The following is a 20,134-nucleotide window of genomic DNA, read 5'->3' as shown; positions in this document are numbered from 1 at the left end:
GCCGGGCGAGGCATGAAAAAGGCCGGCCCCGCATTCGCGGGACCGGCCTGTTCTCGTCGCTTCGACCCGGATCAGCCGGCCGTCGTCGTCTCGCTCGCGGGCGGACGGCCGCGACGGCGCTTGGGCTTTTCGGCCGGCTCTTCCTCGACCGTCACCGCCGAGATGCTCAGCGACGGCGGCAGCAGATTGGCCTCGAACATGGCCGGAGCTTCTTCCTCCACCGGGCGGCGGGGCGGACGGCCGCGGCGCGGGCGTTCGGCTACCGGCTCGGCGGCGACTTCAGCGCGCGGGGCTTCCTGGCGGGGCGCTTCCTGCCGGACATCCTCGTCCGAGACATAGGCCGCGCGATTGCCGCGATCGTCGCCACGGTTGCCGCGATCGTTCCGGTCGCCCCGGTCATTGCCGTTGCGTTCGTTGCCGTTCCGGTCCTCGCGGGCATAACGGCCATTGCCGTTGTTGCCCCCGTTACCATTGGCATTGTCGCCATAGCTGTTGCCGTTGCGGTCGCCGCGATCACCATTGCCGTTGCCATTACGCGAGCGCGGACGCTCGTCGTCATACTGGCCGGCCTGGTTGCCGCGATCCTCGTTGCCGCGATCCTGGCCCCGATCCTGACCATTGCCATTGCCCTGACGGGATTCGCGAACGGGCTCGCGGGCGATCGGCTCGCCGTCCTCGTCATATTCCTGCTCGTCCTCGTCGAACGCCGCGCCGCCATTCTGGCGCCGGTTCTCCTCGAAGCGCGAGCGCGTCTCGGCGAGCACGCGGAAATAATGATCCGCGAACTGCAGGTAATATTCGGTGTTGACCCGATCCCCCTGCATCTGCGCGTCGCGAGCGAGAGTCTTGTATTTCTCGAGCAACTGGGCGGCGTTGCCGCGCGCGCGATTGTCGATGCGGTTGCCGTTATCCTGACGGCCCGAATTACCTTGCGGGCGCTGCTGCTGCCCGCCACGGCCGCGACGGCGGCCGGCCTGACGATTATTGATCAATTCTTGTGTGTCCTGTCGTTCGTAACCAACCCGGTCGTGCTCCAGAAATGTGGATGCATGCTCCTTGGCTCGTCGTCGCCGATCATCGGCGATACGTGCCTGCCACGGTCGCCGGACGGCAGCGACTGCATGACGAAGGAGGCGGGCAACAGCCCGTTTTCAACCGGTTATGATGAAAACGCGTGCCCCTGCTCCGCTCAATAGCGGCTGGCGACGCAATCTCCAAGCAGAATATTGTGACGTTTTTGTGCTGATTCAAGTCGCGATGAGCGCGCGGGGGTTATTACCCAGATCGCAGCGCAGCATGACCGACAGGCCCTGCGCGACGAGCAGCGCGGTGACAGCCTCCGCCTGAGTCGACCCGATCTCCAGGATCGCGGCGCCGCCGGGTGCGAGCAGGCGCGGGAGCTGGGGCGCGATGCAGCGATAGTCGTCGAGGCCGTCGGCTCCGGCGAACAGGGCCGAGGCGGGTTCATGGTCGCGCACTTCGGCGGGCAGCGCCTCGCCGGTGCCGATATAGGGCGGGTTGGCGAGGATCAGGTCGAAAGCGCCATCAATGCCGTCCGCCCAATTGCCCGGCTCGAAACGCGCGCGCTTTTCCATGCCGAGGCGCGCGGCATTGGCCATCGCCATGTCCAGCGCGACGTCCGACGCGTCAACGCCGAGGCCGGTCGCGCCCGGCCATTGGTCGAGCGCGGCGAGCAGCAGGGTGCCAGGGCCTGTGCCGAGATCGAGGATCGTCCTCGGCGCGCGATCGCCGAAATACTCGACCGCCGCCTCGATCAGGGTCTCGCTGTCGGCGCGCGGCACGAGCGCACCGGGGCCGACCTGCAGCTCGATCGTCCAGAAGGCGCGGGTGCCGGTGATATAGGCGATCGGCTCGTGCTTCAGGCGGCGCGCGACGAGCGGGGCGAAATTGGCGGGGACCGGGTCGTCGAGATGGCGGAGGAGCAGGGATTCGCGCATGGTGCCGAGGGCGTGCGCCATGAGGAGTTCGGCGTCGAGGCGGGGGGTTTGGGAGAGGGTAGTGAAGGAGGTGGCGGCTTCGGCAAGCGCCTGCCTTACTCCCCTCCCGCTTGCGGGAGGGGTTGGGGGAGGGCTTGTCACAGTAGCGGACCGGGGAGGACAGGCCCTCCCAGTGCGGCAGCAGCCCTGCCCCCCGGGCAGGGCAAAGAGCCGCCGCACTCCCCTCCCGCAAGCGAGAGGGGGATTTTAGCCATCCAGCGAGGCCAGGCGTTCCGCCTCGTCCTCGGCGATCAGCGCGCCGATCAGCTCGTCCAGCTCGCCCTGCAGGATCTCCGGCAGGCGATGGAGGGTCAGGTTGATGCGGTGATCCGTCACGCGCCCCTGCGGAAAATTATAGGTGCGGATCCGCTCCGACCGATCGCCCGACCCGACCATCGACTTGCGCGCCCCGGCACGCTCGGTGTGCAGCCGGTCGCGCTCCAGCTCGTACAGGCGGGTGCGCAGCACCTTCATCGCCTTGGCCTTGTTCTTGTGCTGCGACTTCTCGTCCTGCTGGATCACCACCAGGCCCGTCGGGATATGCACGATACGCACCGCGGAATCGGTCGTGTTGACCGATTGCCCGCCGGGACCCGACGACCGGTAGATGTCGATGCGCAGATCCTTGTCGTCGATCTTGACGTCGACCTCCTCCGCCTCGGGCAGCACGGCGACGGTCGCGGCGGAGGTGTGGATGCGCCCGCCGGCTTCGGTGACAGGCACGCGCTGGACGCGGTGCACGCCGCTTTCGAACTTCAGCTTGGCGAACACGCCCTTGCCCTCGACCGAGGCGATCGCTTCCTTGAAGCCGCCCGATTCGGACGAGGAGGCGGAGATCAGCTCGACCTTCCAGCCCTGCGATTCGGCATAGCGCTGATACATGCGGAACAGGTCGCCGGCGAACAAAGCCGCTTCGTCGCCGCCGGTGCCGGCGCGGATTTCGAGCATCGCGGCGCGCTCGTCGGCGGCGTCGCGCGGCAGCAGCGACAGCGCCAGCCCGCGTTCGGCGAGCGGCAGGGTCTCCCGGATCGAATCGATCTCCTCGCGCGCCATCGCGCGGATCTCGGGATCGGTCTCGCTCTCCATGCCCGCCAGCACGCCCAGCTCGGCACGCAATCGCCGCACCTCGCCCGCCGCCCGCGCGACCGGTTCGAGTTCGGCATATTCCTTGGAGACGGCGACGAATCGCTCGGAGGGCAGATCGCCGGTCGCCATCAGCGCCTGCAACTCGTCCCGCCGCGCCTCGATCTGCGCGATCCTCTCCGCCGAGATCGTCGTCATCAGGCTCTCAATACCCTTGCGAGATCGTCGAACGCCACCTCGCTCTGCGTGCCCGCACCGAGCAGCTTGACTGAAGCGACACCCTTGGCGAGTTCGTCATCGCCGATGATCACCGCGAAACGTGCGCCCTGCGCATCGGCCTTGGCCATGCGCCGCTTCATATTGCCCTTGAACGCCATGTCGGTCGCGATCCCTGCGCGGCGCAGATCGGCGAGGATGCCGATGGCGCGCGCCTCGGCCGCCTCGCCCATCGGCACGATCACCGCGTCGATCCGCTCGGCCACTGGCTCGTCGATCAGCATCGCCAGCCGCTCGACGCCGGCCGCCCAGCCCACGCCGGGCGTCTCGTTGCCGCCCAGCGCGCCGATCAGCCCGTCATAGCGCCCGCCGGCCAGCACCGTACCCTGCGCGCCGAGCCGGTCGGTGACGAACTCGAACGCGGTGTGCCGGTAATAATCGAGCCCGCGCACCAGCCGCGCGTTGCGCGTCCAGGCGACGCCGGCCGCGTCGAGGCCCTTGGTCACGCTGTCGAAGAACGCGCCGGCCTCGCTCGTCATGAAGGCGTCGATATCGGGCGCAGCCTCGGCGATCGGCCGGTCCCTCGGATCCTTGCTGTCGAGGATACGGAGCGGATTGCGGTCCAGCCGGTCCTGGCTTTCCGCGGACAGATCGGCACGATGCTGTCCGAAATGGCTGATCAGCGCGGCCCGCCAGGCATCGCGCGTCTCGGCATCGCCCAGGGTGTTGAGCTGGAGCGTGACGCCGTCCGAAATGCCCAGCTCGCGCAGCAGCTGGTCAGCGAGCACCAGCAATTCGACATCCGCCATCGGTTCGGCCGCGCCGATCACTTCGGCATCGATCTGGTGAAACTGGCGGAAACGCCCCTTTTGCGGGCGCTCGTAGCGGAACACCGGTCCTGCGGTCGCCAGCTTGAGCGGCGCAAATTGCTGCCACCCCTCGGTCAGATAGGCGCGCGCAATGCCGGCGGTGAATTCCGGCCGCAGCGTCAGGGAATCGCCGCCGCGATCCTCGAAGGTGTACATTTCCTTGGAGACGACGTCGGTCGTCTCACCGAGCGAGCGGGCGAACACCGCGGTCGATTCGAACACGGGCACATCGACACGCTGGAAAGCATAGAGCCGCCGCACCGTCTCGAACGCCTCGAGCACGCGCGCGAAGCGCCGTTGCTCGTCGCCGAAGATGTCCTGCGTGCCGCGGATGCGTTTGGGGGTTTCGATACGGGCCATAAGGGCGCGCTATCTATGCGACGGCGGCGTCAAGCGCTAGCCTCTGGATAAACGCGCATCAGACCCGACCGCGCCATATTCGAGGATGATGCCCATGCAGCTCGGCAGGAAGATCGCGCCGACCCGGTTCATCATCTTCGTCCTGGTGTTCGTGGCGGGCCTCGCAATCCTCATCCCGCGGATGGGCAAGGGCCTGGGCACCATGGCCGCGTTCGACATCGCCAGCGCATTGTTCCTGGTGATCGTCGCCCCCCTGCTGCGCCACCGCGCCGAGGACATGCGTCAGCGCGCCAAGGACAATGATGCCAACCGCGCGCTGCTGCTGGGGCTGAGCGCCGTGGTTTCGCTGGTCGTGCTCGTCTCGGTCGCGAGCGAGATGATGAACGGCAAGGGCAGCCCGCTCACCACCGCCCTGCTCGTCGCCACCCTGGTGCTGGCCTGGCTGTTCTCGAACACCATCTACGCACTGCATTATGCACATATGTTCTATTCGCGCGGCGGCGGTGGCGGCGATGCCGGGGGCATCGAGATCCCCGACACGAAGGAGCCCGATTATTGGGACTTCGTCTATTTCAGCTTCACGCTGGGCATGACCTTCCAGACATCCGACAGCCAGATCACGTCGCCGCGCATCCGCCGCGTGGTGATCGGCCACTGCCTCGCCGCCTTCGTGTTCAACATCGGCGTGCTGGCGTTTTCGATCAACGTGCTGGGGGGTGGCTGAGTGATTACCCGAGCCTTTTTTGACCTGAGTTGATCCACCCCCTCCGTTCGCCCTGAGCTTGTCGAAGGGCTGTTCTTCCGCGGAAGGGAAGAACAGCCCTTCGACAAGCTCAGGGCGAACGGGAAAAGGGTTTCAATCGAAATCGGAACCTACCGCTCGCGGCGCACCGTCACCGGGCCCTGGCCCTTGATGTCGAAGAAATGCGCGCCGAGCATGCTGCGACGATAGGATACGACGTCGCCCACCACGGGACGGCGCCCGCTGCTGGTCGTGGTGCTCCACACGCTGCCGTCCGCCAGGCGCAGCTCGAACAGGCCGAAGTTCAGCGGCGAGATGCCGACGATCGTGCTGGTGAACCCGGATTTCGCCTGCGCGGCCTTGGCAGCCTTGGGCGGCTTGGGCGGTTTAGCCTCGCGCAGGCCGGTGCGGTTGACCGGCTGGGCCGGCTCGGCGGCCGGTGCGGGCGCCTCGACCGGTGCACCCTGCTGCCGGTCGTAACAGGCGAGGCGCTGAGTCGGATCGGCGATCGACCGGCAATCCTGCGCCTGGGCCGGCACCGCCGCGACGCCGCCGAGAACCAGGGCGGCCGAAAGTGCCGCCGACCGACATATGCTGATTGTCACCGAACCCGCTCCTATAGGATATATAATCCGCAAACCCTAGCGCGCCGGACAGGCCGACGCCATAGCTGCCGTGCGACTCACGCCGCGACGACGGCCTGAACAAGCCCCTGCCCGCGCAGCCGCTCCGCGTCGCGCGCCGGCGGGCAGCCGAACATCCGCGCATATTCCCGGCTGAACTGCGAGGCGCTTTCATAACCGACCGAATAGGCCGCGCGCGACGCGTCGGCGCTGGCGATCAGCAGGCGCCGCGCCTGATGAAGGCGGAGCGACTTCTGATATTGCAGCGGGCTCATCGCCGTCGCCGCCTTGAAGTGCCGGTGGAAGGACGCGAGGCTCATCCCGGCGATATCGGCGAGCGCCTCGATCCGGAGCGGCTTGTCGAAATGGCTCCTGATCCAGCCGATCGTGGCGCGTATCTGCGACAGGCGGCTGTCGGTGATCGCCGCCTGGCGAAGCATGCCGCCCTGTGGCCCCTGCAGGATTCGGTACAGGATCTCGCGCTCGAGCATCGGCGCGAGCACCGGCACGTCCTCCGGCGTCTCGAACAGCGCGAGCAGCCGGCCCCAGCTGTCGAGCAAGGCCGGGCTCGCCGCGCCGACGGCGAAGCCGGCGGTCGGCTCCTCCGCCCGGGGCGGCAGCTCCGACAGCAGCGACGTCACCATGTCCTGGTTCAGCGCCATGCCGACGACGATATAGGGCCGGTCGGCACTCGCCTTCACGATGCACCCCGATACGGGCAGGTCGATCGAGGCGATCAGCTGATCCCCGGCACCATATTCGAGCAGCCGGTCGCCGATCATCACCTGCTTTTCTCCTTGCAGCACGATGCAGATCATCGGTTCGTACATGCCGGGCAAAGCGCCGGTGGGGGCGCCGCTGACATGAATGCCGAGGCGCGGAATGACTCTGCCGCGTTCGCCATCGCCCTGATGCCGCAGCGCGAGGGCGCACAATCGATCGAGCTGTTCCCGCATGGGCGCAACATGGCGCGCGCGGCCCGCGAAACAAGCGCCGCGAACGGGGGACTGAGAGGATCAGGCAAGAACTCGACACGATCGGGCGTCCGGTTCGCGCGTCCGGCGACCAGATAGGCGCCGCAATGCCCCCTCTCCAAGGAGATCTCCCATGACCAGCATTTTCGGCGACACCACGACCACTGACGAGGTCCTTGACGGCGTATCCCTGCGCGGCAAGCGCATCCTGGTGACCGGCGTCTCGGCCGGCCTCGGCGTCGAGACCGCGCGCGTCCTTGCCGCGCACGGCGCGCAGGTGGTCGGCGCCGCCCGCGACCTCGACAAGGCGCACCGCGCGACGGATGTGGTCCGCGAGCAGGCCGCCAATGGCGGCGGCCTCGACCTGGTCGAGCTCGACCTGGCAAATCTCGCCAGCGTGCGCGCCTGCGCCGATGCGCTGCTCGCCGATGGCCGCCGCTTCGACGTGGTGATCGCCAATGCGGGCGTGATGGCCACCCCGCAGGGCAAAACCGCCGACGGTTTCGAGACTCAGTTCGGCACCAACCATCTCGGCCATTTCGTGCTGGTCAACCGCATCGCCTCGCTGATCAATCCGGGCGGGCGGCTGGTGAACCTGTCCTCGGCCGGGCACCGCTTCGCCGATGTCGATCTCGACGATCCGAATTTCGAGCATACGCCCTATGCCGAGTTCGTCGCTTATGGCCGGTCCAAGACCGCCAATGCGCTGTTCGCGGTCGAGTTCGACCGGCGTCACAAGGACCAGGGCATCCGCGCGACGGCGGTCCATCCCGGCGGCATCCATACCGAGCTCGCGCGCCACATGACGCAGGAGGCGATGGAGACACTGATCGCATCGATCAACGAAGTCCAGAAGGCGGCAGGCGCCGAGGCTTTCCGCTTCAAGACCATCCCGCAAGGCGCCGCGACCTCGGTCTGGGCGGCGATCGTCGCCGCCCCGGAAGAGGTCGGCGGCAGATATTGCGAGGATTGCCATGTCGCCGAGATCGTCGAGGGCGAAGGCATTCGCGGCGGCGTGCGCGCCTATGCGCTCGACCCCGACCATGCCCGCGCGCTCTGGGCAAAGAGCGAGGAGATGGTCGGCGAGCGGTTCTGAGAACCGGCTCGACTAACCGGCGATCAGGCCGCGCCGCCATCGGCGGCGCGCAGGATCAGCCCGGCGATCTCGCGCGGATGGGTGACGAGCGACAAATGACCTGAGTCGAGCTCGATGGTCGTCGCCTTCATCCGCCGCGCGAGGAAGCGCTCCAGGTCGGGATTGGTCGTGCGGTCGTTGCGCGACACGGCATAGAAGCTCGGCTTGCTGCGCCACGCCGCCTGGGTGGTGCGGCTGTCGAACAAGGTGTCGGCAATCGGCCCCTGCACGGCGTAGAGCGCACACGCGCGCACTGGATCGACGCCATTGGCGAAGTCGCGCAGGAACGCTTCCTCGCTCAACTGGGCAAAGCCACCGGCATGAGTCAGCCCGGCCGATGCGGGCGGCGTCGGAAACTGCTTCGTCAGCGCCGGATAATCCTCGCCCGCATCGGGCGCGCGGGCGGCGACATAGACCAGGGCGGCAACCTTGGGATCGACACCCGCTTCGCTGATCACCATGCCGGCATAGCTATGGCCCGCCAGCACCACCGGCCCGTCCTGCAACGCGATCGCCCGCTTTGTCGCGGCGACATCGTCGGCGAGCGAGGTCAGCGGGTTCTGCACCGCGGTCACCTTCATGCCGGCCGCCTGGAGCAGCGGGATGACCGCGCTCCAGCTCGATCCGTCGGCATAAGCGCCGTGCACCAGAACGACGTTACGGATGGCGGGCGCGGCGGCGCGGGCGACCGACGCAAGCGCGGCGCTCGCCATGGCGGCACCCAGGGTCAGGGTGAAAGTCCGGCGATCCATCATGACATTATTCCTCTCGGTTATGATGACGCCGGATATCTGCCGCACGATGGGCTGTTGCCATCATACCAAGGGGTGGTCCGACCCTAAACCACCGTATGATGGCCCGCCCGGCGACGATCGGGGATCACTGCAGTCCTCGGCAGCGGGAGTGCTGCCCGGAGGGGACCGTCATGATGATGACCACCATCGACCGCGTTGCGCAGGATGCCCGTGTGACCGTCCTGCCGCCGGCGCACGAACCCAGCACCGCCGACGAGGTCAACCACCGCGTGGCGAACAGCCTCCAGCTGCTCTCCGCGATGGTCTCGGCCGAAGCGCGCGGCATCCAGGATCCGGTCGCCGCCGCCGCGTTCGATATGACGCTCCGCCGGATCGGCGCGATCGCCGGTGTCCATCGCCAGCTCTACCGGTCGCACCAGGCGGCCATGGTCAATCTCGGCACCTATCTCGACGAGCTTGGCGGCGAGCTGGAGCAAAGCGTCGCCGATAGCGCCGCCGGCCGCTTCGTGATCGTGCACGCCGCCGGCGTGCACGTGCCGGCGGATGAGGCCACGTCGATCGGCATCATCGTGTCGGAGATCGTCACCAACGCCTTCAAGCACGCCTATGCGCCGGGTGAAGCCGGCATCGTCAGCGTCGTGCTGCGCGTGGGCGCGGGCGGCGGCTATCTGCTCGAGGTCAAGGATTGCGGCCGGGGTCGCGACCCGAACCAGGCCGCAAGGGGAACCGGCCTGGGCGGCCGGCTGGTCGGCATGATGGCGGCGCGGCTGGGCGGCCATCACGCCTGGCTCGACGCCAATCCCGGCACCTGTTTCGAACTGTGCGTCGGGGCGCGATGATCCCCTGGTCCCACCAATCGGAACTGTTGCGCTCGCGCACCCTCTCGTTCAGCGTGGAACCAGTCTGGTCGGGATGGCCCCGGCGGTGGCGGGAGACGATGATGCGCGGAGACCGGGAGGGAAGGCGACTGGCCGCCCGCCTGCGCACCGCGACGGCGATGGTCGTCGCGCTCGTCATCCTGGCGCTGGACATATTGAGCCCGCTGCAAGGCGCGGTCGCCGTGCTCTACACCACGGTGGTGCTGATCGCCTCGCGCAGCAACGATCGCATCATGGTGATCGCCTCCGGCCTGCTCTGCGCGCTGCTCGCCATGATCGGCTATGTCATGAGCCACTGGGCCGAGCCGCTCGGTTCCCCCGCGATGCGGCTCGTCGTCAGCCTCGTCGCGATCGGCATCACCACCATCTTGTCGGCGCGGCATCTGTCGGACATCGAGGCGCGGCGCCGGTCCGAGGAACGCTATCGCACCATCTTCAACGCCGCCGGCTTCCCGATCTGGGAATCGGACTGGTCGACCGCCTTTGCCCTGTTGCGGGATGGACGAGAGGCCGACCAGGAGCTGGTCGAACAGGCGGCACGCGGCGCGCGCCTGCGCGACGCCAACCTGGCCGCCGCACTGATGTTCGGCCTGCCCGACCGCGAGACGCTGATCGCCGGCGGCATCTTTCGCCACTATACGCCGCTCGGCGGCGTGGCACTGATCCGCATCTTCAACGCATTGAAGCGCGGCGAGGAATGGATCGAGGAGGAATCGCAGTTCCGCACGCTGTCGGGCGAGACCGTCGACGTGGTGCTGCGCGTAACCCTGCCGCAGGACAATCGGGGCTGGTCGCGCGTGCTGCTCATGGCGCTCGACGTCACCGAGCGGAACCGCGCCCAGGCGCGCTTCGCCCAGGCCCAGGCCGAGCTGACGCACGTCGCGCGGATCACCACGCTCGGCCAGCTCGCCGCCTCGATCGCGCATGAAGTCAACCAGCCGCTGTCGGCGATCATCACCTATGCCAAATCGGGCAAGCGCTGGCTGGCGCGCGAAGCACCGGGGGCGGCGGAGGTGTCCGACTGCCTCGACCATATCGCCTCCAACGGCACGCGTGCCGCGAGCGTGATCGAGCGCATCCGCAATCTCGCCCGCCGGGCCGAGCCGAAACAGAGCCGCATCGATCTTGCCGTGCTGATCGAGGAGACGATCGCGCTGCTCGACCGCGATTTCCAGGCGAACCATGTGACGGTCCAGGCCGCGATCCCGGCGGGCCTGCCTGAGGTGACGGGCGACCGGGTACAGATCCAGCAGGTGCTGATGAACCTGATGCTCAACGCGGAGCAGGCCATGGGCCAGAACCCGCTCGACCGCCGCGACCTGTGCCTCGACGCCGAGACCGACGCCGGCGGCGTGACCGTGGCGGTGCGCGATTGCGGCCCCGGCATTGCCGGCGACGATCCGGAGGCGCTGTTCCGCCCCTTCTTCACCACCAAGGCGGACGGCATGGGCATGGGCCTGTCGATCTGCCGGTCGATCCTGGAGCAGCATGGCGGCAGCCTGACCGCCGGCAACAACCCCGAGGGCGGCGCGAGCTTTCGCTTCCGCCTGCCCGTCGCCGACGACGAAAGGGCCGTGGCATGAGCATCGACCAGGGCTGTGTGTGTGTCATCGACGACGACGATGATGTACGCGGCGCGCTCGGCAGCCTGTTCCGCTCGACCGGGCTGGCGGTCGCGCTTCACGAGTCGCCCGCGTCCTTCCTCGCCGCGGGCGTGCCCGGCCTTCCTTCCTGTCTGGTGCTCGACATCCGGCTCAAGGGCGAGAACGGGCTCGATTTCCAGGAAGGCCTCGCTGCCCGGGGAATTCATATCCCGGTGATCCTGATCACCGGGCATGGCGATATCCCGATGACGGTGCGCGCGATGAAGGCTGGCGCGGTCGATTTCCTGCCAAAGCCGTTCAGCGAGGACCAGATGCTCGAAGCCGTCGCCGCCGCGATCGAGCGCGACCGGGCGCGGCGCGCCGAATCGGCCGGCAGCGAGCGGCTGAAGCAGCTCTACGCCTCGCTCACCCCGCGCGAGAGCGAAGTGATGGGGCTGGTCGTCACTGGCCTGATGAACAAGCAGGTCGCCGGCCGGCTGGCCCTGTCGGAGATCACGGTGAAGATCCACCGCGGCAATGTGATGCGCAAGATGGAGGCGCAGTCGCTCGCCGACCTCGTCCGCATGGCCGAGCAGCTCGGCGTGCGCGACGAGTCGATCCACCGGTTTAACGCCTGAGTATAATGGTGGAATTGTTCGGCGCGGCGCATCCGGGGGACTGACCCCGGCGTTAGGCCCTTATCGTGACTGGAGTATCCACCGTGACCGCATCCCCCCTCATCGCGATCGTCGACGACGATCCGGGCGTGCGGGGCAGCCTGAACAGCCTGATGCGGTCGGCCGGCCTGACGCCGCGCTGCTTTTCCAGCGGCGAGGCGCTGCTCGGCTGCGGGCTGGAAGGCGAGATCGCCTGCATCGTGACCGACCTGCACATGCCGGGCATGACCGGCCTCGAACTGCAGTCCGAGATCGTGCGGCGCGGGTGGCGCCATCCGGTGATCGTGATGACCGCCTATCCGACCGACGCGGCGCGGGACCAGGCGCTGGCGGCGGGGGCGGTGGCGTTCCTGTCCAAGCCGATCGATCCGGATGCGCTGATCGAGGCGATCGAGCGGGCGGCGAGTTAGGCTAGCCGTCTACGATCCCCCTTTCCGTTCGTTTCGAGCGAAGTCGAGAAACCTGCGTCGAACCCAACCAAGTGTCTCGACGTCGCTCGACACGAACGGAAAGGGGATGTTTCGGCCCAGCCCACACGCAAGGAATCGGCGACGAGCCAGGCCCGCCGCCGCAAATTTCGCTCCAATAGTTTCGCGGCGACGCGCCCGGACCGGGGGGGAGGGAAGGCGCGCCGCCGCGGCCGTCCCTCAGCGGGAGACTGGGGACCGGCAACTCTCATAGAGGAACCAGCTGCGGCGCTCGGTTTCGTCGATCCAGACTTCGAGCAGGCTGGCGGTCGCGACATCGGCATAGTCGTCGCACAGCGCGTGTACCCGACGCATCTCGGCGACGAGCTGCTTGTTGTCGCCGTGCAGCTCGGCCAGCATGTCCTGCGGGTCGACATAATCGGCATTGTTGTCGAGGATGCGCTGGCGGCCGGCGATGTCGGAGATCGAGCGGATCGTCGTCCCGCCGATCTTGCGCGCGCGCTCCGCGATCGCATCGGTCATCGCGAAGATCTGGTCGCCCTGCTCGTCGAGCAGTAGGTGATAATCCCGGAAATTCGGACCGCTCATGTGCCAGTGGAAATTCTTGGTCTTGAGATAGAGCGCGAACACATCGGCGAGTAGCCCGGCAAGCCCCGCGGAAATGTCGCGCGTCGCCTCAGTGCCGAGATCGGTCGGGGTCCCCAGAAAGCGTTCGGCGATGGTCGGGCTGGTCATCAAGCGTCTCCTCGAAGTCGGGGACGGCAGGTGCCGCCCGCCTCGTCAGATAGGCTTTGACCGGGACGATATAATCCACACCTTGGTTTAGGATCGCCTCGCCATCAGTGAGCATCGTGGAAGATGACGCCCAGCGTGTGGCGATGCCCCGACCGCAACGTGCTGACGCCATGCCGCATCGTCACGCGGTAGTCGCCGCGCGAACCCCGGTGCGGCCGCTGGCTGACCGCGAAGACCACGGCATCGCCTTTGGCCAGCGGCACGACGTCGGCGCGCGACTGCATGCGCGGGCGCTGCTCGGTCAGCACGAACGCGCCGCCGGTGAAATCCTCGCCCGGCGCCGACAACAGGATCGCGACCTGCAGCGGGAAGACATGCTCGCCATACAGATCCTGGTGCAGGCAGTTATAGTCGCCCGCACCATAACGAAGCAGCAGCGGCGTCGGCCGGACCTGCCCGGCCTTGTGGCAGCGGTCGAGGAAATCGGCATGCGCGTCAGGGAAGCGTATATCGATCCCCATCCGCTCGTTCCAGCGATTGGCGATCGGCGCGAGCCGCGGATAGAGCGCCGCGCGCAGGCCCGCCACGAGCGGCGGCAGGGGATAGGCGAAATAGCGATATTCGCCCGACCCGAAGCCGTGCCGCGCCATCGCCACATGGCTGCGGAACATCGGCCCCGGGCCGTAGAGCGCGGCCGTCGCGTCGCACTCGGCGGCGGAAAGCAGGCCGGGCAGGATCGCCCAGCCCTGCCCGTCCAGATCCGCCCGGACTGCCTCCCAGTCGATCACGCCGCCTGCCCGCTTTCGAGCCCGAGCAGCCGCTCCTTCGCGGCAAGCCCGCCGGCAAAGCCGGTCAGCGCGCCGTTCGATCCGATCACCCTATGGCAGGGCGCGATGATCGAGATGGGGTTCCTGCCGTTCGCCGCGCCGACCGCCCGCACCGCGCTCGGCCGGCCGATCTGCCGCGCGATCTCGGCATAGCTGCGCGTCTCGCCGAACGGGATGGTCAGCAGCGCGTGCCACACGCTCTTCTGGAAATCGGTGCCCGTAAAATCGAGTGGGACGGTGAAGGCCGTCAGCGTGCCGGCGAAATAGGCGCCGAGCTGCTTCTCGGTCTCGACCAGCACGGGATGGTCGCGATCCTCGATCATCGCGCCCAGCCGCACGCGGCCCGGCCGGTCATTCTCCCACAGGATGGCGGCCAGCCCGGTGTCGCTCGCGACCAGCTTCAGCGCGCCGACCGGCGACGGGATCGTCTTGTAGAAAATGCTCATGTCATCGCTCCGTTCTTGCGGATCATGACATGGCCCCGCGGGCGGATCGACACACCCCGGAGATTGCCTTCAAAAGGGCATCAGCCGATCTCGATCGGCGTCCTGCGGCTCATCGCGAACAGCACCACCGCGGCGAGCGCGACCGAAAGCGCGCCTGCACCGAAGAACAGCGTCGCCGGGATGGCGCCCCACCACGCCCCCATCGCGCCGGCGAGCAGGCTGCCGAGGAACTTCGCGATATACCAGGCGCCCATCGCCATCGCCGCGACCTGCACCGGCGAAAGCGCGCCGACGAGCGTCAGCCCGACCGGGATCACCATCAGTTCGCCCAGGGTGAGCAGGATGAAATAGGCCGTCACCCATTCCGCCCCGACGCGCTGGCCGGTCTCGGCATTCAGTGCCGCCGCGACGACCATCACCAGCATCGCCAGCGTCGCCACCGCGCAGCCCAGGCTCATCCGCTGCAACAGGTTCGCCGGCCCGCGCCGTTCGGCGCGCTTCGCCCAGAAGCGGATCAGGAACGGCGTCGCGAGGATGATCAGCAGCGGATTGATCGACTGGAACCAGGTCGCCGGAATCTCGACGCCCGATCCGAGCAGCGCGATATGCCGGTCGGTCTGATGCTCGACCCACAGCGCAATGACGTTGCCGCTCTGCTCGTACGCGATGCGGAACAGCACGACGACCGCGACGATCGCCACCAGCAGGCGAAGGTTGTGCCATTCCGGCTTCGTCAGCGCGACGGGAACGCCCCCCGGCGATCGCGACCGCGTCGGCGGATCGGGCGGCAGCAAATGCCCGAAACCGAGATACACGGCGAGCCCGACCAGCATGCCGAAGCCAGCCGCCGCGAAACCCCAGTGCCAGCCATAGATTTCACCCAGCGTGCCGCACACCAATGGCGCGAGCAGCCCGCCGAGATTGATCCCCATATAATAAGCGCTGAACGCCTGGGTCTGGCGCGGATCCTTGTCGGCGTAGAGATTGCCGACCTGGACGGCCAGGGGCGGGATGAAGAGCCCGTTGCCGATCGCGACCAGCGCCAAGGCCGGGAACAGCAACGCCTCGAACGCCATAGCGAAATGGCCGAGCATCATCAGCACGCCGCCCAGCACCACGCTGCGCTTCCGGCCCAGCCAGCGATCGGCAATGATTCCCCCGAAGAACGGGCTGAAGAACGCGGCCGCGCCGTATGTGCCGTAGATCAGCGACGACTTGCTCTGGCTGAAACCGAGATGCTGAGTCATGTAATAGACCAGCAGTGCCTGCAGCCCGAAATAGGAGAATTCGGCCCACATCTGAGTCATGAATAGCACGGTCATGCCCGGCGGGTGACCGAACAGCGTCTTCCCCGCCGGAACCGATGCGCCTGATGCCATGCCTTAGAAGTTCAGGCCGAAGGTCATCGTCTTGAGGCTGAACGCCAGCCAGACCAGATAGACCGCCGAGAGCGCGACCAGCACCGTCCATGCCGTCGCCAGCCGCTTGCGCTCCGGGCTGCGCGCCATCGTCCAGGCGTTCCACAGGGTCAGGACCGTGCCGGCGACGGCGACGAGCGTCAGCAATTGCAACAGGCGCATCCAGATATCGAGCCGGCCGTCGAGCGCCTCGAGGTTGCTGCTCAGCACGCCGACCATCGCCATCCAGCCCCCCGCCACGATCACCGCGATCCATGCGGTGACCCGCGTCGCGCGGTGCAGCATCAGCGGCCGTCCAGCGATCTGTGGGCGATAGCCGTACCGCCGCCGGACCAGCGCCACGATCGGCCAGGACAGGGCCGTCACCAGCATCACCGCCAGCGCGGCGAGCAGCATGGGAATGATCCACCCGGCATTCAGCGAGCCGGACGCCGGCAGGAACAGGATGATCGGGGCGAACTCGGCAGGAGACAGGCTGACGACCTTGCCGTCCTTGACCAGCGCGCCGAGCCGGCCCTCGCCGCCGACTTCCTGCCACTGCCAGGGCGCCACTTCGCGCCAGCGCTTGGGCGCACCGGCGGCATCGGTCAGGGCGGCAACGGTGATCATATTGTCGTCGTCGAGCGCGACCGTCGTCTCGCCGAGCAGAGTCACCAGGCGCAGCCAGTTGGTCAGCGACCCGCGGCTGCTGACGTAATGGCCCGCCAGGGTCCGCCCATGCTCGGCCGCCGTGGCCAGGGTCGGCAGCGGTGGTTTGGCTTGCGGAAAATAGCGGTTGGTGAAGCTGTCGAACAATTTGCCGCGCAGGATATGCGCCGCCCCCGCCTTGCCGCCCGCATTGAACGACACGAACACGCCGACATTCTTGTCGAGATAGAGGTGCAGGTCGGAATGGAAGAAATTGGTGTCGCCGCCATGCCCGACGATGTTCAGGCCATTGGCGTCCTCATGATAGAAACCCAGCGCCATGCCCGGCAGCCCCGGGATCGGGGTGTTGGCCGTCGCATGCATCAGCGCCGCGGTCTGCGGATTGAGCAGCGGCCCGCCCTGGGCGAGATGCGCGATCATGAACTGCCCCATGTCGGCGCCCGTCGCGGAGAGCGCGCCGGCTGGTGACATCGGGATGATCTCGAATTTCTGCGGCGCGCCCGAGGCGACCTCATACCCCTGCGCCATGCCGGGTACGAGCGCGGCCGGCAGCGGCTGGGCGAAGCTCGAATGGCGCATGTTGAGCGGCGTCAGGATGTGGCGCTGGACATAATCCTCGAACTTCTCGCCCGACACGCGCTCGACCAGATAGCCGGCGAGCGACGCGCCATAGTTGGAATAGGACGCGGTGCTGCCCGGCGCATAGATGCGATGCGGCACCCAGCGCTTCAGCACGTCGCCGAGCGGCTTGACCGCCTTCGGATCGGTCGTGATCAGGAACTTCGCCGTCTCCTCGAAGCCCGAGGTGTGCGTCATCAGGTTCCGAAGCGTGATCGGCTTGCCGAAGGCGGGCGGAATCCTGAAGTCGAGATAGGTGTTCACGTCCTTGTCGAGATCGAGCTTGCCCGCCTGGACCTGCTGCATCACCGCCGTCCAGGTGAACAGCTTCGAGACCGAGCCGGGCCGGAACAGCGTCGCTGCCGGATCGACCGGCTTGCCCGTCTTCATGTCCGCCTTGCCGAAGCCGCGCTGCGTGAGGACCTTGCCATCCTTGACCACCACGACCACCGCGCCGGGGATGCCACCGGATTCGAGACCGTAGGGCATCAGCCCGTCGAGCCAGGCATCGACATCGGTCGCGGTCAGCGGCGCGCCGCCCGTTGCCGGGAGTACGCCGGGCGCCGGGCCGGCAGGCTGTTCGGACGCGGGCGGCTTGATGGGGTCGAGCTGGGTCGGTGCCTGCGCGGCGATCGGCACCGCCACCAGCAACAGGGACGGGAGCGCGTGCCGGAGCAGGCGCGTGGCGAGGTCGATCAATCCAATATGCATCAGAAATCGAATCCCAGGCTGAGGCCGATGGTGCGCGGGCGGATCATCGCGAGGTCGATCAACCCGGCATAGCGACCGCTATAGATGCCGGCATAGGTCTGCCCGCGCGAATTGGTGACGTTCTTGGCATAGACGCTCAGCGTGACCGGCTTCATCTCGATGCCGGCACGCAGATCGACGCTGTCATAACCGTCGAGCATGAGGCGATGGCCGAAAGTGGCCTGATAGCCCGAATCGAAGTCCGCGGGGCGATCGCTCACCAGCATGATCGATCCGCCGACGAACGCGTTCATCCGCTCGTTGAGCGCCCAGTCATAGTCTGCCGACATGCTGGCACTCCAGCGCGGCGCATAAGGAAGCTGGTCGCCGTCCGATCCGCCCACCAGGATATTCCCCTTGAGGTCGGTGTGGTTGTACGCGACCGAGCCGACCACCGACATACCGCGGATCGGCCGGAGCGTCGCGGTTACTTCGGCACCATAGCTCTTCGCGCCCTCGCCATTCCCGTCCGCCGTCACCGGGCCGATCGCGGTGTCGAAGGTGGTCGTGATCTGGGTGTCTTTCCAGTCGAGATAATAGACCGAGGCATCGATGCCGAAGGTCCGGTCGGGCGTTTCCGCGCGCACGCCGGCTTCATAGCTGATCAGCGTATCGGCCCTGAACTGCGCCGGATAATCGGCGGGCGCGCCGGGCGGAACGACATTGGGGCCACCCGGTCGATAGCCCTTGGCGACGCGCGCATAGACCGCGACCCGGTCGTTGATCTCGTACCGAGGCGAGACCGACCAGGTCCACACCCCTTCCGACGAGTTGCCGAGCAGCGTCGCGTCGGCGCCCTGCAACACGGCGAATCCACCCCCCAGGCTCTGGGTCGTGCGCTGCTCATTGTGACTGTACCGGACCCCGCCGGTGATATCGAAGGCCGGGGTGACATGCCATGTCGCACTGCCGAACGCCGCATATTCCTTGTACACCGAATCCAGCTGCGCCGTCAGGAAATGGGTGAAAGGAAGCGGGCTGGCGGGAACGCCCGGACCGAACAGATCCTGCGGAATGGTGCCGGCCTCGGGAAGGAACGCCCCCGTCGCGGGATCGAACGGCCGGTAGAGCTGATAGATCTGGCCCGGCTCGCGGGTGTAATAGCCGCCGATCAGCCATTCGAAACTGTCCGACTTGGCGGATGTCAGCCGCACTTCCTGCGCGAACTTCTTCTGGCTGATATTGGACGGCTGGTCCGTGCCATAGGGCGTCGCCGCGCCGTAGAAGGGAGCGATGTCGCCCAACAACGGCGTGGCGTCGATGTCCTCATGCTGGCGCAACGTGGCGTAGCTGGTGACCGAGGTCAGGCTGAGCGGCCCGAAATCATAGTCCAGCGTACCGGAATAGAGCCGGTAATCGACCGAGTTGCTCTCCCGCAGCGTCTGATACCGAACCAGGCCGTCCCCCGCCGCACCGGTAAAGGGATCGGCCGTGATCGGCGTGAGCGTCTGCGGATCGGCATCGACGGCGTCCCGGCCATGCGCGCGGATATTCTGCGCGATCGCGGTCAGCCGGACCGAAAAGCGGTCGCTCGGCTTGAACAGCAGCGAGGCGCGGCCGCCATAGCTGGCGGAATCGTTGATGTCGCGGTCCGGGATGCCGACCGCGTCGATATAGCCGGGCGTCTTGCGGTAGAAGCCGCTGACGCGGACGGCGAGCGTATCGCTCAGTGGCACATTGACCACGCCATTGCCGGACCAGCCGGTGCCGCCGCCGTCGACCGTCTCGACACCGGCCTGGCCGCGGATGGAGAAACGGTCGAACTTCGGCGTCGCGGTCACATATTTGAGCATCCCGCCCAGCGAATTCGCCCCGTAAAGCGTGCCTTGCGGGCCCCGCAAAACTTCGATCCGCTCGATGTCGAACGGGTCGATGTCCCCGGCAAGATGCGCGGCATTGGTCTGGCTGGTGCTCGATCCGAAGGGGGTATCGTCGATATAGATGGCGACGGTCGGGCTGGCGCCGCCGGTGTTGATGCCGCGCAGGATGACGCGCGTTTCGCCGGCATTCTGCTGCTGCAGGGTCAGGCCGGGAACGAGCGCCGCATAATCCACCAGGCTCGTCGCATGCCGTTGCTCGAGTACCTGGCTCGAGACGACCGAGATGGACTGCGGCACGTCGATCAGGTTCTGGCTCCGCTTCTGGGCGGTCACCACGATATCCTCGCCCCAGCCCTCGCGGTCCTCCGCCGCCGGCGTCCGGGCGTCCTGCGCCGCTTCCGCCGCCTGCGCCGCCGGTACCCATGCCGCCATCGCCGTGGCTGCCAGCCACAACGCCCTTGATTGAAACGCCATCGCCCAATCCCTTCGAAACATGGGCGTCATCATGCCGGATGTTTCACTTATGGCAACTGTTTTCTTATCGAGCGACGA

Annotated in this window: 19 protein-coding genes; 6 read left to right on the top strand and 13 right to left on the bottom strand. The window is 67.2% G+C overall.

Annotated features, from left to right (window positions below; all coding sequences use genetic code 11):
- Nucleotides 1–71 precede the first annotated feature (71 nt).
- The 4 genes from ACZ1I2_RS04865 to hisS form a co-directional block, all read right to left on the bottom strand.
- Nucleotides 72–992, bottom strand: coding sequence for a DUF4167 domain-containing protein (locus ACZ1I2_RS04865; protein WP_465170804.1), 921 nt, complete (start codon nucleotides 990–992; stop codon nucleotides 72–74).
- A gap of 255 nt (nucleotides 993–1,247) precedes the next feature.
- On the bottom strand, nucleotides 1,248–2,099 hold the full coding sequence (gene prmC / locus ACZ1I2_RS04860) for a peptide chain release factor N(5)-glutamine methyltransferase (protein WP_465174942.1): 852 nt from the start codon (nucleotides 2,097–2,099) through the stop codon (nucleotides 1,248–1,250).
- Between the two features lie 105 nt (nucleotides 2,100–2,204).
- Nucleotides 2,205–3,278: a peptide chain release factor 1 gene (gene prfA, locus ACZ1I2_RS04855; RefSeq protein ID WP_465174943.1), complete on the bottom strand. Its 1,074-nt coding sequence runs from the start codon at nucleotides 3,276–3,278 to the stop codon at nucleotides 2,205–2,207.
- A complete protein-coding gene (gene hisS, locus ACZ1I2_RS04850) occupies nucleotides 3,278–4,525 on the bottom strand; it encodes a histidine--tRNA ligase (protein WP_465174944.1) in 1,248 nt (415 codons plus the stop codon). Before hisS ends, prfA begins: the two co-directional genes overlap by 1 nt.
- An 88-nt stretch (nucleotides 4,526–4,613) precedes the next feature.
- On the opposite strand from hisS, the gene ACZ1I2_RS04845 reads away from it, so the two are divergent.
- A complete protein-coding gene (locus ACZ1I2_RS04845) occupies nucleotides 4,614–5,249 on the top strand; it encodes a DUF1345 domain-containing protein (protein WP_465174945.1) in 636 nt (211 codons plus the stop codon).
- Between the two features lie 149 nt (nucleotides 5,250–5,398).
- On the opposite strand, the gene ACZ1I2_RS04840 is transcribed toward ACZ1I2_RS04845, so the two are convergent.
- Together ACZ1I2_RS04840 and ACZ1I2_RS04835 are read right to left on the bottom strand one after the other, a co-directional pair.
- A complete protein-coding gene (locus tag ACZ1I2_RS04840) occupies nucleotides 5,399–5,872 on the bottom strand; it encodes a hypothetical protein (protein WP_465174946.1) in 474 nt (157 codons plus the stop codon).
- Between the two features lie 77 nt (nucleotides 5,873–5,949).
- Nucleotides 5,950–6,846, bottom strand: coding sequence for an AraC family transcriptional regulator (locus tag ACZ1I2_RS04835; protein ID WP_465174947.1), 897 nt, complete (start codon nucleotides 6,844–6,846; stop codon nucleotides 5,950–5,952).
- A gap of 151 nt (nucleotides 6,847–6,997) precedes the next feature.
- Here ACZ1I2_RS04835 and ACZ1I2_RS04830 point away from each other — a divergent pair, with 151 nt between their 5' ends.
- A complete protein-coding gene (locus ACZ1I2_RS04830; protein ID WP_465174948.1) occupies nucleotides 6,998–7,960 on the top strand; it encodes an SDR family NAD(P)-dependent oxidoreductase in 963 nt (320 codons plus the stop codon).
- A 23-nt stretch (nucleotides 7,961–7,983) separates the two neighbouring features.
- Here the strand turns inward: ACZ1I2_RS04830 and ACZ1I2_RS04825 are convergent, their stop codons facing one another.
- Nucleotides 7,984–8,754 carry an alpha/beta fold hydrolase gene (locus ACZ1I2_RS04825; RefSeq protein ID WP_465174949.1) on the bottom strand — a complete coding sequence of 257 codons (771 nt, stop codon included), beginning with the start codon at nucleotides 8,752–8,754 and terminating at the stop codon, nucleotides 7,984–7,986.
- Between the two features lie 170 nt (nucleotides 8,755–8,924).
- On the opposite strand from ACZ1I2_RS04825, the gene ACZ1I2_RS04820 reads away from it, so the two are divergent.
- From ACZ1I2_RS04820 to ACZ1I2_RS04805, 4 genes are all read left to right on the top strand, one after another.
- On the top strand, nucleotides 8,925–9,593 hold the full coding sequence (locus ACZ1I2_RS04820; protein ID WP_465174950.1) for a sensor histidine kinase: 669 nt from the start codon (nucleotides 8,925–8,927) through the stop codon (nucleotides 9,591–9,593).
- Between the two features lie 101 nt (nucleotides 9,594–9,694).
- Nucleotides 9,695–11,215: a sensor histidine kinase gene (locus ACZ1I2_RS04815; RefSeq protein ID WP_465174951.1), complete on the top strand. Its 1,521-nt coding sequence runs from the start codon at nucleotides 9,695–9,697 to the stop codon at nucleotides 11,213–11,215.
- Entirely contained in the window at nucleotides 11,212–11,853 is a 642-nt protein-coding gene (locus ACZ1I2_RS04810; protein ID WP_465170815.1) for a response regulator transcription factor, read from the top strand. The genes ACZ1I2_RS04815 and ACZ1I2_RS04810 overlap by 4 nt, the downstream gene beginning before the upstream one ends.
- Nucleotides 11,854–11,936: 83 nt before the next feature.
- Nucleotides 11,937–12,302, top strand: coding sequence for a response regulator transcription factor (locus ACZ1I2_RS04805; protein ID WP_465174952.1), 366 nt, complete (start codon nucleotides 11,937–11,939; stop codon nucleotides 12,300–12,302).
- Between the two features lie 237 nt (nucleotides 12,303–12,539).
- Here ACZ1I2_RS04805 and ACZ1I2_RS04800 read toward each other — a convergent pair whose 3' ends face one another.
- The 6 genes from ACZ1I2_RS04800 to ACZ1I2_RS04775 form a co-directional block, all read right to left on the bottom strand.
- Complete coding sequence (locus tag ACZ1I2_RS04800) at nucleotides 12,540–13,055, bottom strand: Dps family protein (protein WP_465170817.1); 516 nt, start codon at nucleotides 13,053–13,055, stop codon at nucleotides 12,540–12,542.
- A 104-nt stretch (nucleotides 13,056–13,159) separates the two neighbouring features.
- Nucleotides 13,160–13,843 (bottom strand): 2OG-Fe(II) oxygenase, encoded by a 684-nt coding sequence (locus ACZ1I2_RS04795; protein ID WP_465174953.1) that lies wholly within the window; start codon nucleotides 13,841–13,843, stop codon nucleotides 13,160–13,162.
- Complete coding sequence (locus ACZ1I2_RS04790; RefSeq protein WP_465174954.1) at nucleotides 13,840–14,328, bottom strand: methylated-DNA--[protein]-cysteine S-methyltransferase; 489 nt, start codon at nucleotides 14,326–14,328, stop codon at nucleotides 13,840–13,842. Before ACZ1I2_RS04790 ends, ACZ1I2_RS04795 begins: the two co-directional genes overlap by 4 nt.
- Nucleotides 14,329–14,408: 80 nt before the next feature.
- Complete coding sequence (locus ACZ1I2_RS04785) at nucleotides 14,409–15,650, bottom strand: peptide MFS transporter (protein ID WP_465181585.1); 1,242 nt, start codon at nucleotides 15,648–15,650, stop codon at nucleotides 14,409–14,411.
- A 60-nt stretch (nucleotides 15,651–15,710) separates the two neighbouring features.
- Nucleotides 15,711–17,723, bottom strand: coding sequence for a serine hydrolase domain-containing protein (locus ACZ1I2_RS04780; protein ID WP_465174956.1), 2,013 nt, complete (start codon nucleotides 17,721–17,723; stop codon nucleotides 15,711–15,713).
- Entirely contained in the window at nucleotides 17,723–20,056 is a 2,334-nt protein-coding gene (locus ACZ1I2_RS04775; RefSeq protein WP_465174957.1) for a TonB-dependent receptor, read from the bottom strand. Before ACZ1I2_RS04775 ends, ACZ1I2_RS04780 begins: the two co-directional genes overlap by 1 nt.
- Nucleotides 20,057–20,134: the final 78 nt, after the last annotated feature.

It is taken from the genome of Sphingomonas sp. BL-S-29 (assembly GCF_055521495.1).
The sequence above is the reverse complement of the archived record's forward strand: the minus strand, read 5'-3'. Positions and strand labels throughout refer to the sequence as shown.

What these genes read in the sequence shown, in the direction of transcription:
- ACZ1I2_RS04800 (WP_465170817.1), bottom strand. Translation starts at nt 13,055, where the DNA reads ATGACCAGCCCGACCATCGCCGAACGCTTTCTGGGGACCCCGACCGAT.
- ACZ1I2_RS04775 (WP_465174957.1), bottom strand. Translation starts at nt 20,056, where the DNA reads ATGGCGTTTCAATCAAGGGCGTTGTGGCTGGCAGCCACGGCGATGGCG.
- prfA (WP_465174943.1), bottom strand. Translation starts at nt 3,278, where the DNA reads ATGACGACGATCTCGGCGGAGAGGATCGCGCAGATCGAGGCGCGGCGG.
- ACZ1I2_RS04830 (WP_465174948.1), top strand. Translation starts at nt 6,998, where the DNA reads ATGACCAGCATTTTCGGCGACACCACGACCACTGACGAGGTCCTTGAC.
- ACZ1I2_RS04815 (WP_465174951.1), top strand. Translation starts at nt 9,695, where the DNA reads ATGCGCGGAGACCGGGAGGGAAGGCGACTGGCCGCCCGCCTGCGCACC.
- ACZ1I2_RS04790 (WP_465174954.1), bottom strand. Translation starts at nt 14,328, where the DNA reads ATGAGCATTTTCTACAAGACGATCCCGTCGCCGGTCGGCGCGCTGAAG.
- ACZ1I2_RS04835 (WP_465174947.1), bottom strand. Translation starts at nt 6,846, where the DNA reads ATGCGGGAACAGCTCGATCGATTGTGCGCCCTCGCGCTGCGGCATCAG.
- ACZ1I2_RS04825 (WP_465174949.1), bottom strand. Translation starts at nt 8,754, where the DNA reads ATGATGGATCGCCGGACTTTCACCCTGACCCTGGGTGCCGCCATGGCG.
- ACZ1I2_RS04780 (WP_465174956.1), bottom strand. Translation starts at nt 17,723, where the DNA reads ATGCATATTGGATTGATCGACCTCGCCACGCGCCTGCTCCGGCACGCG.
- ACZ1I2_RS04785 (WP_465181585.1), bottom strand. Translation starts at nt 15,650, where the DNA reads ATGACCGTGCTATTCATGACTCAGATGTGGGCCGAATTCTCCTATTTC.
- ACZ1I2_RS04810 (WP_465170815.1), top strand. Translation starts at nt 11,212, where the DNA reads ATGAGCATCGACCAGGGCTGTGTGTGTGTCATCGACGACGACGATGAT.
- ACZ1I2_RS04845 (WP_465174945.1), top strand. Translation starts at nt 4,614, where the DNA reads ATGCCCATGCAGCTCGGCAGGAAGATCGCGCCGACCCGGTTCATCATC.
- hisS (WP_465174944.1), bottom strand. Translation starts at nt 4,525, where the DNA reads ATGGCCCGTATCGAAACCCCCAAACGCATCCGCGGCACGCAGGACATC.
- ACZ1I2_RS04820 (WP_465174950.1), top strand. Translation starts at nt 8,925, where the DNA reads ATGATGATGACCACCATCGACCGCGTTGCGCAGGATGCCCGTGTGACC.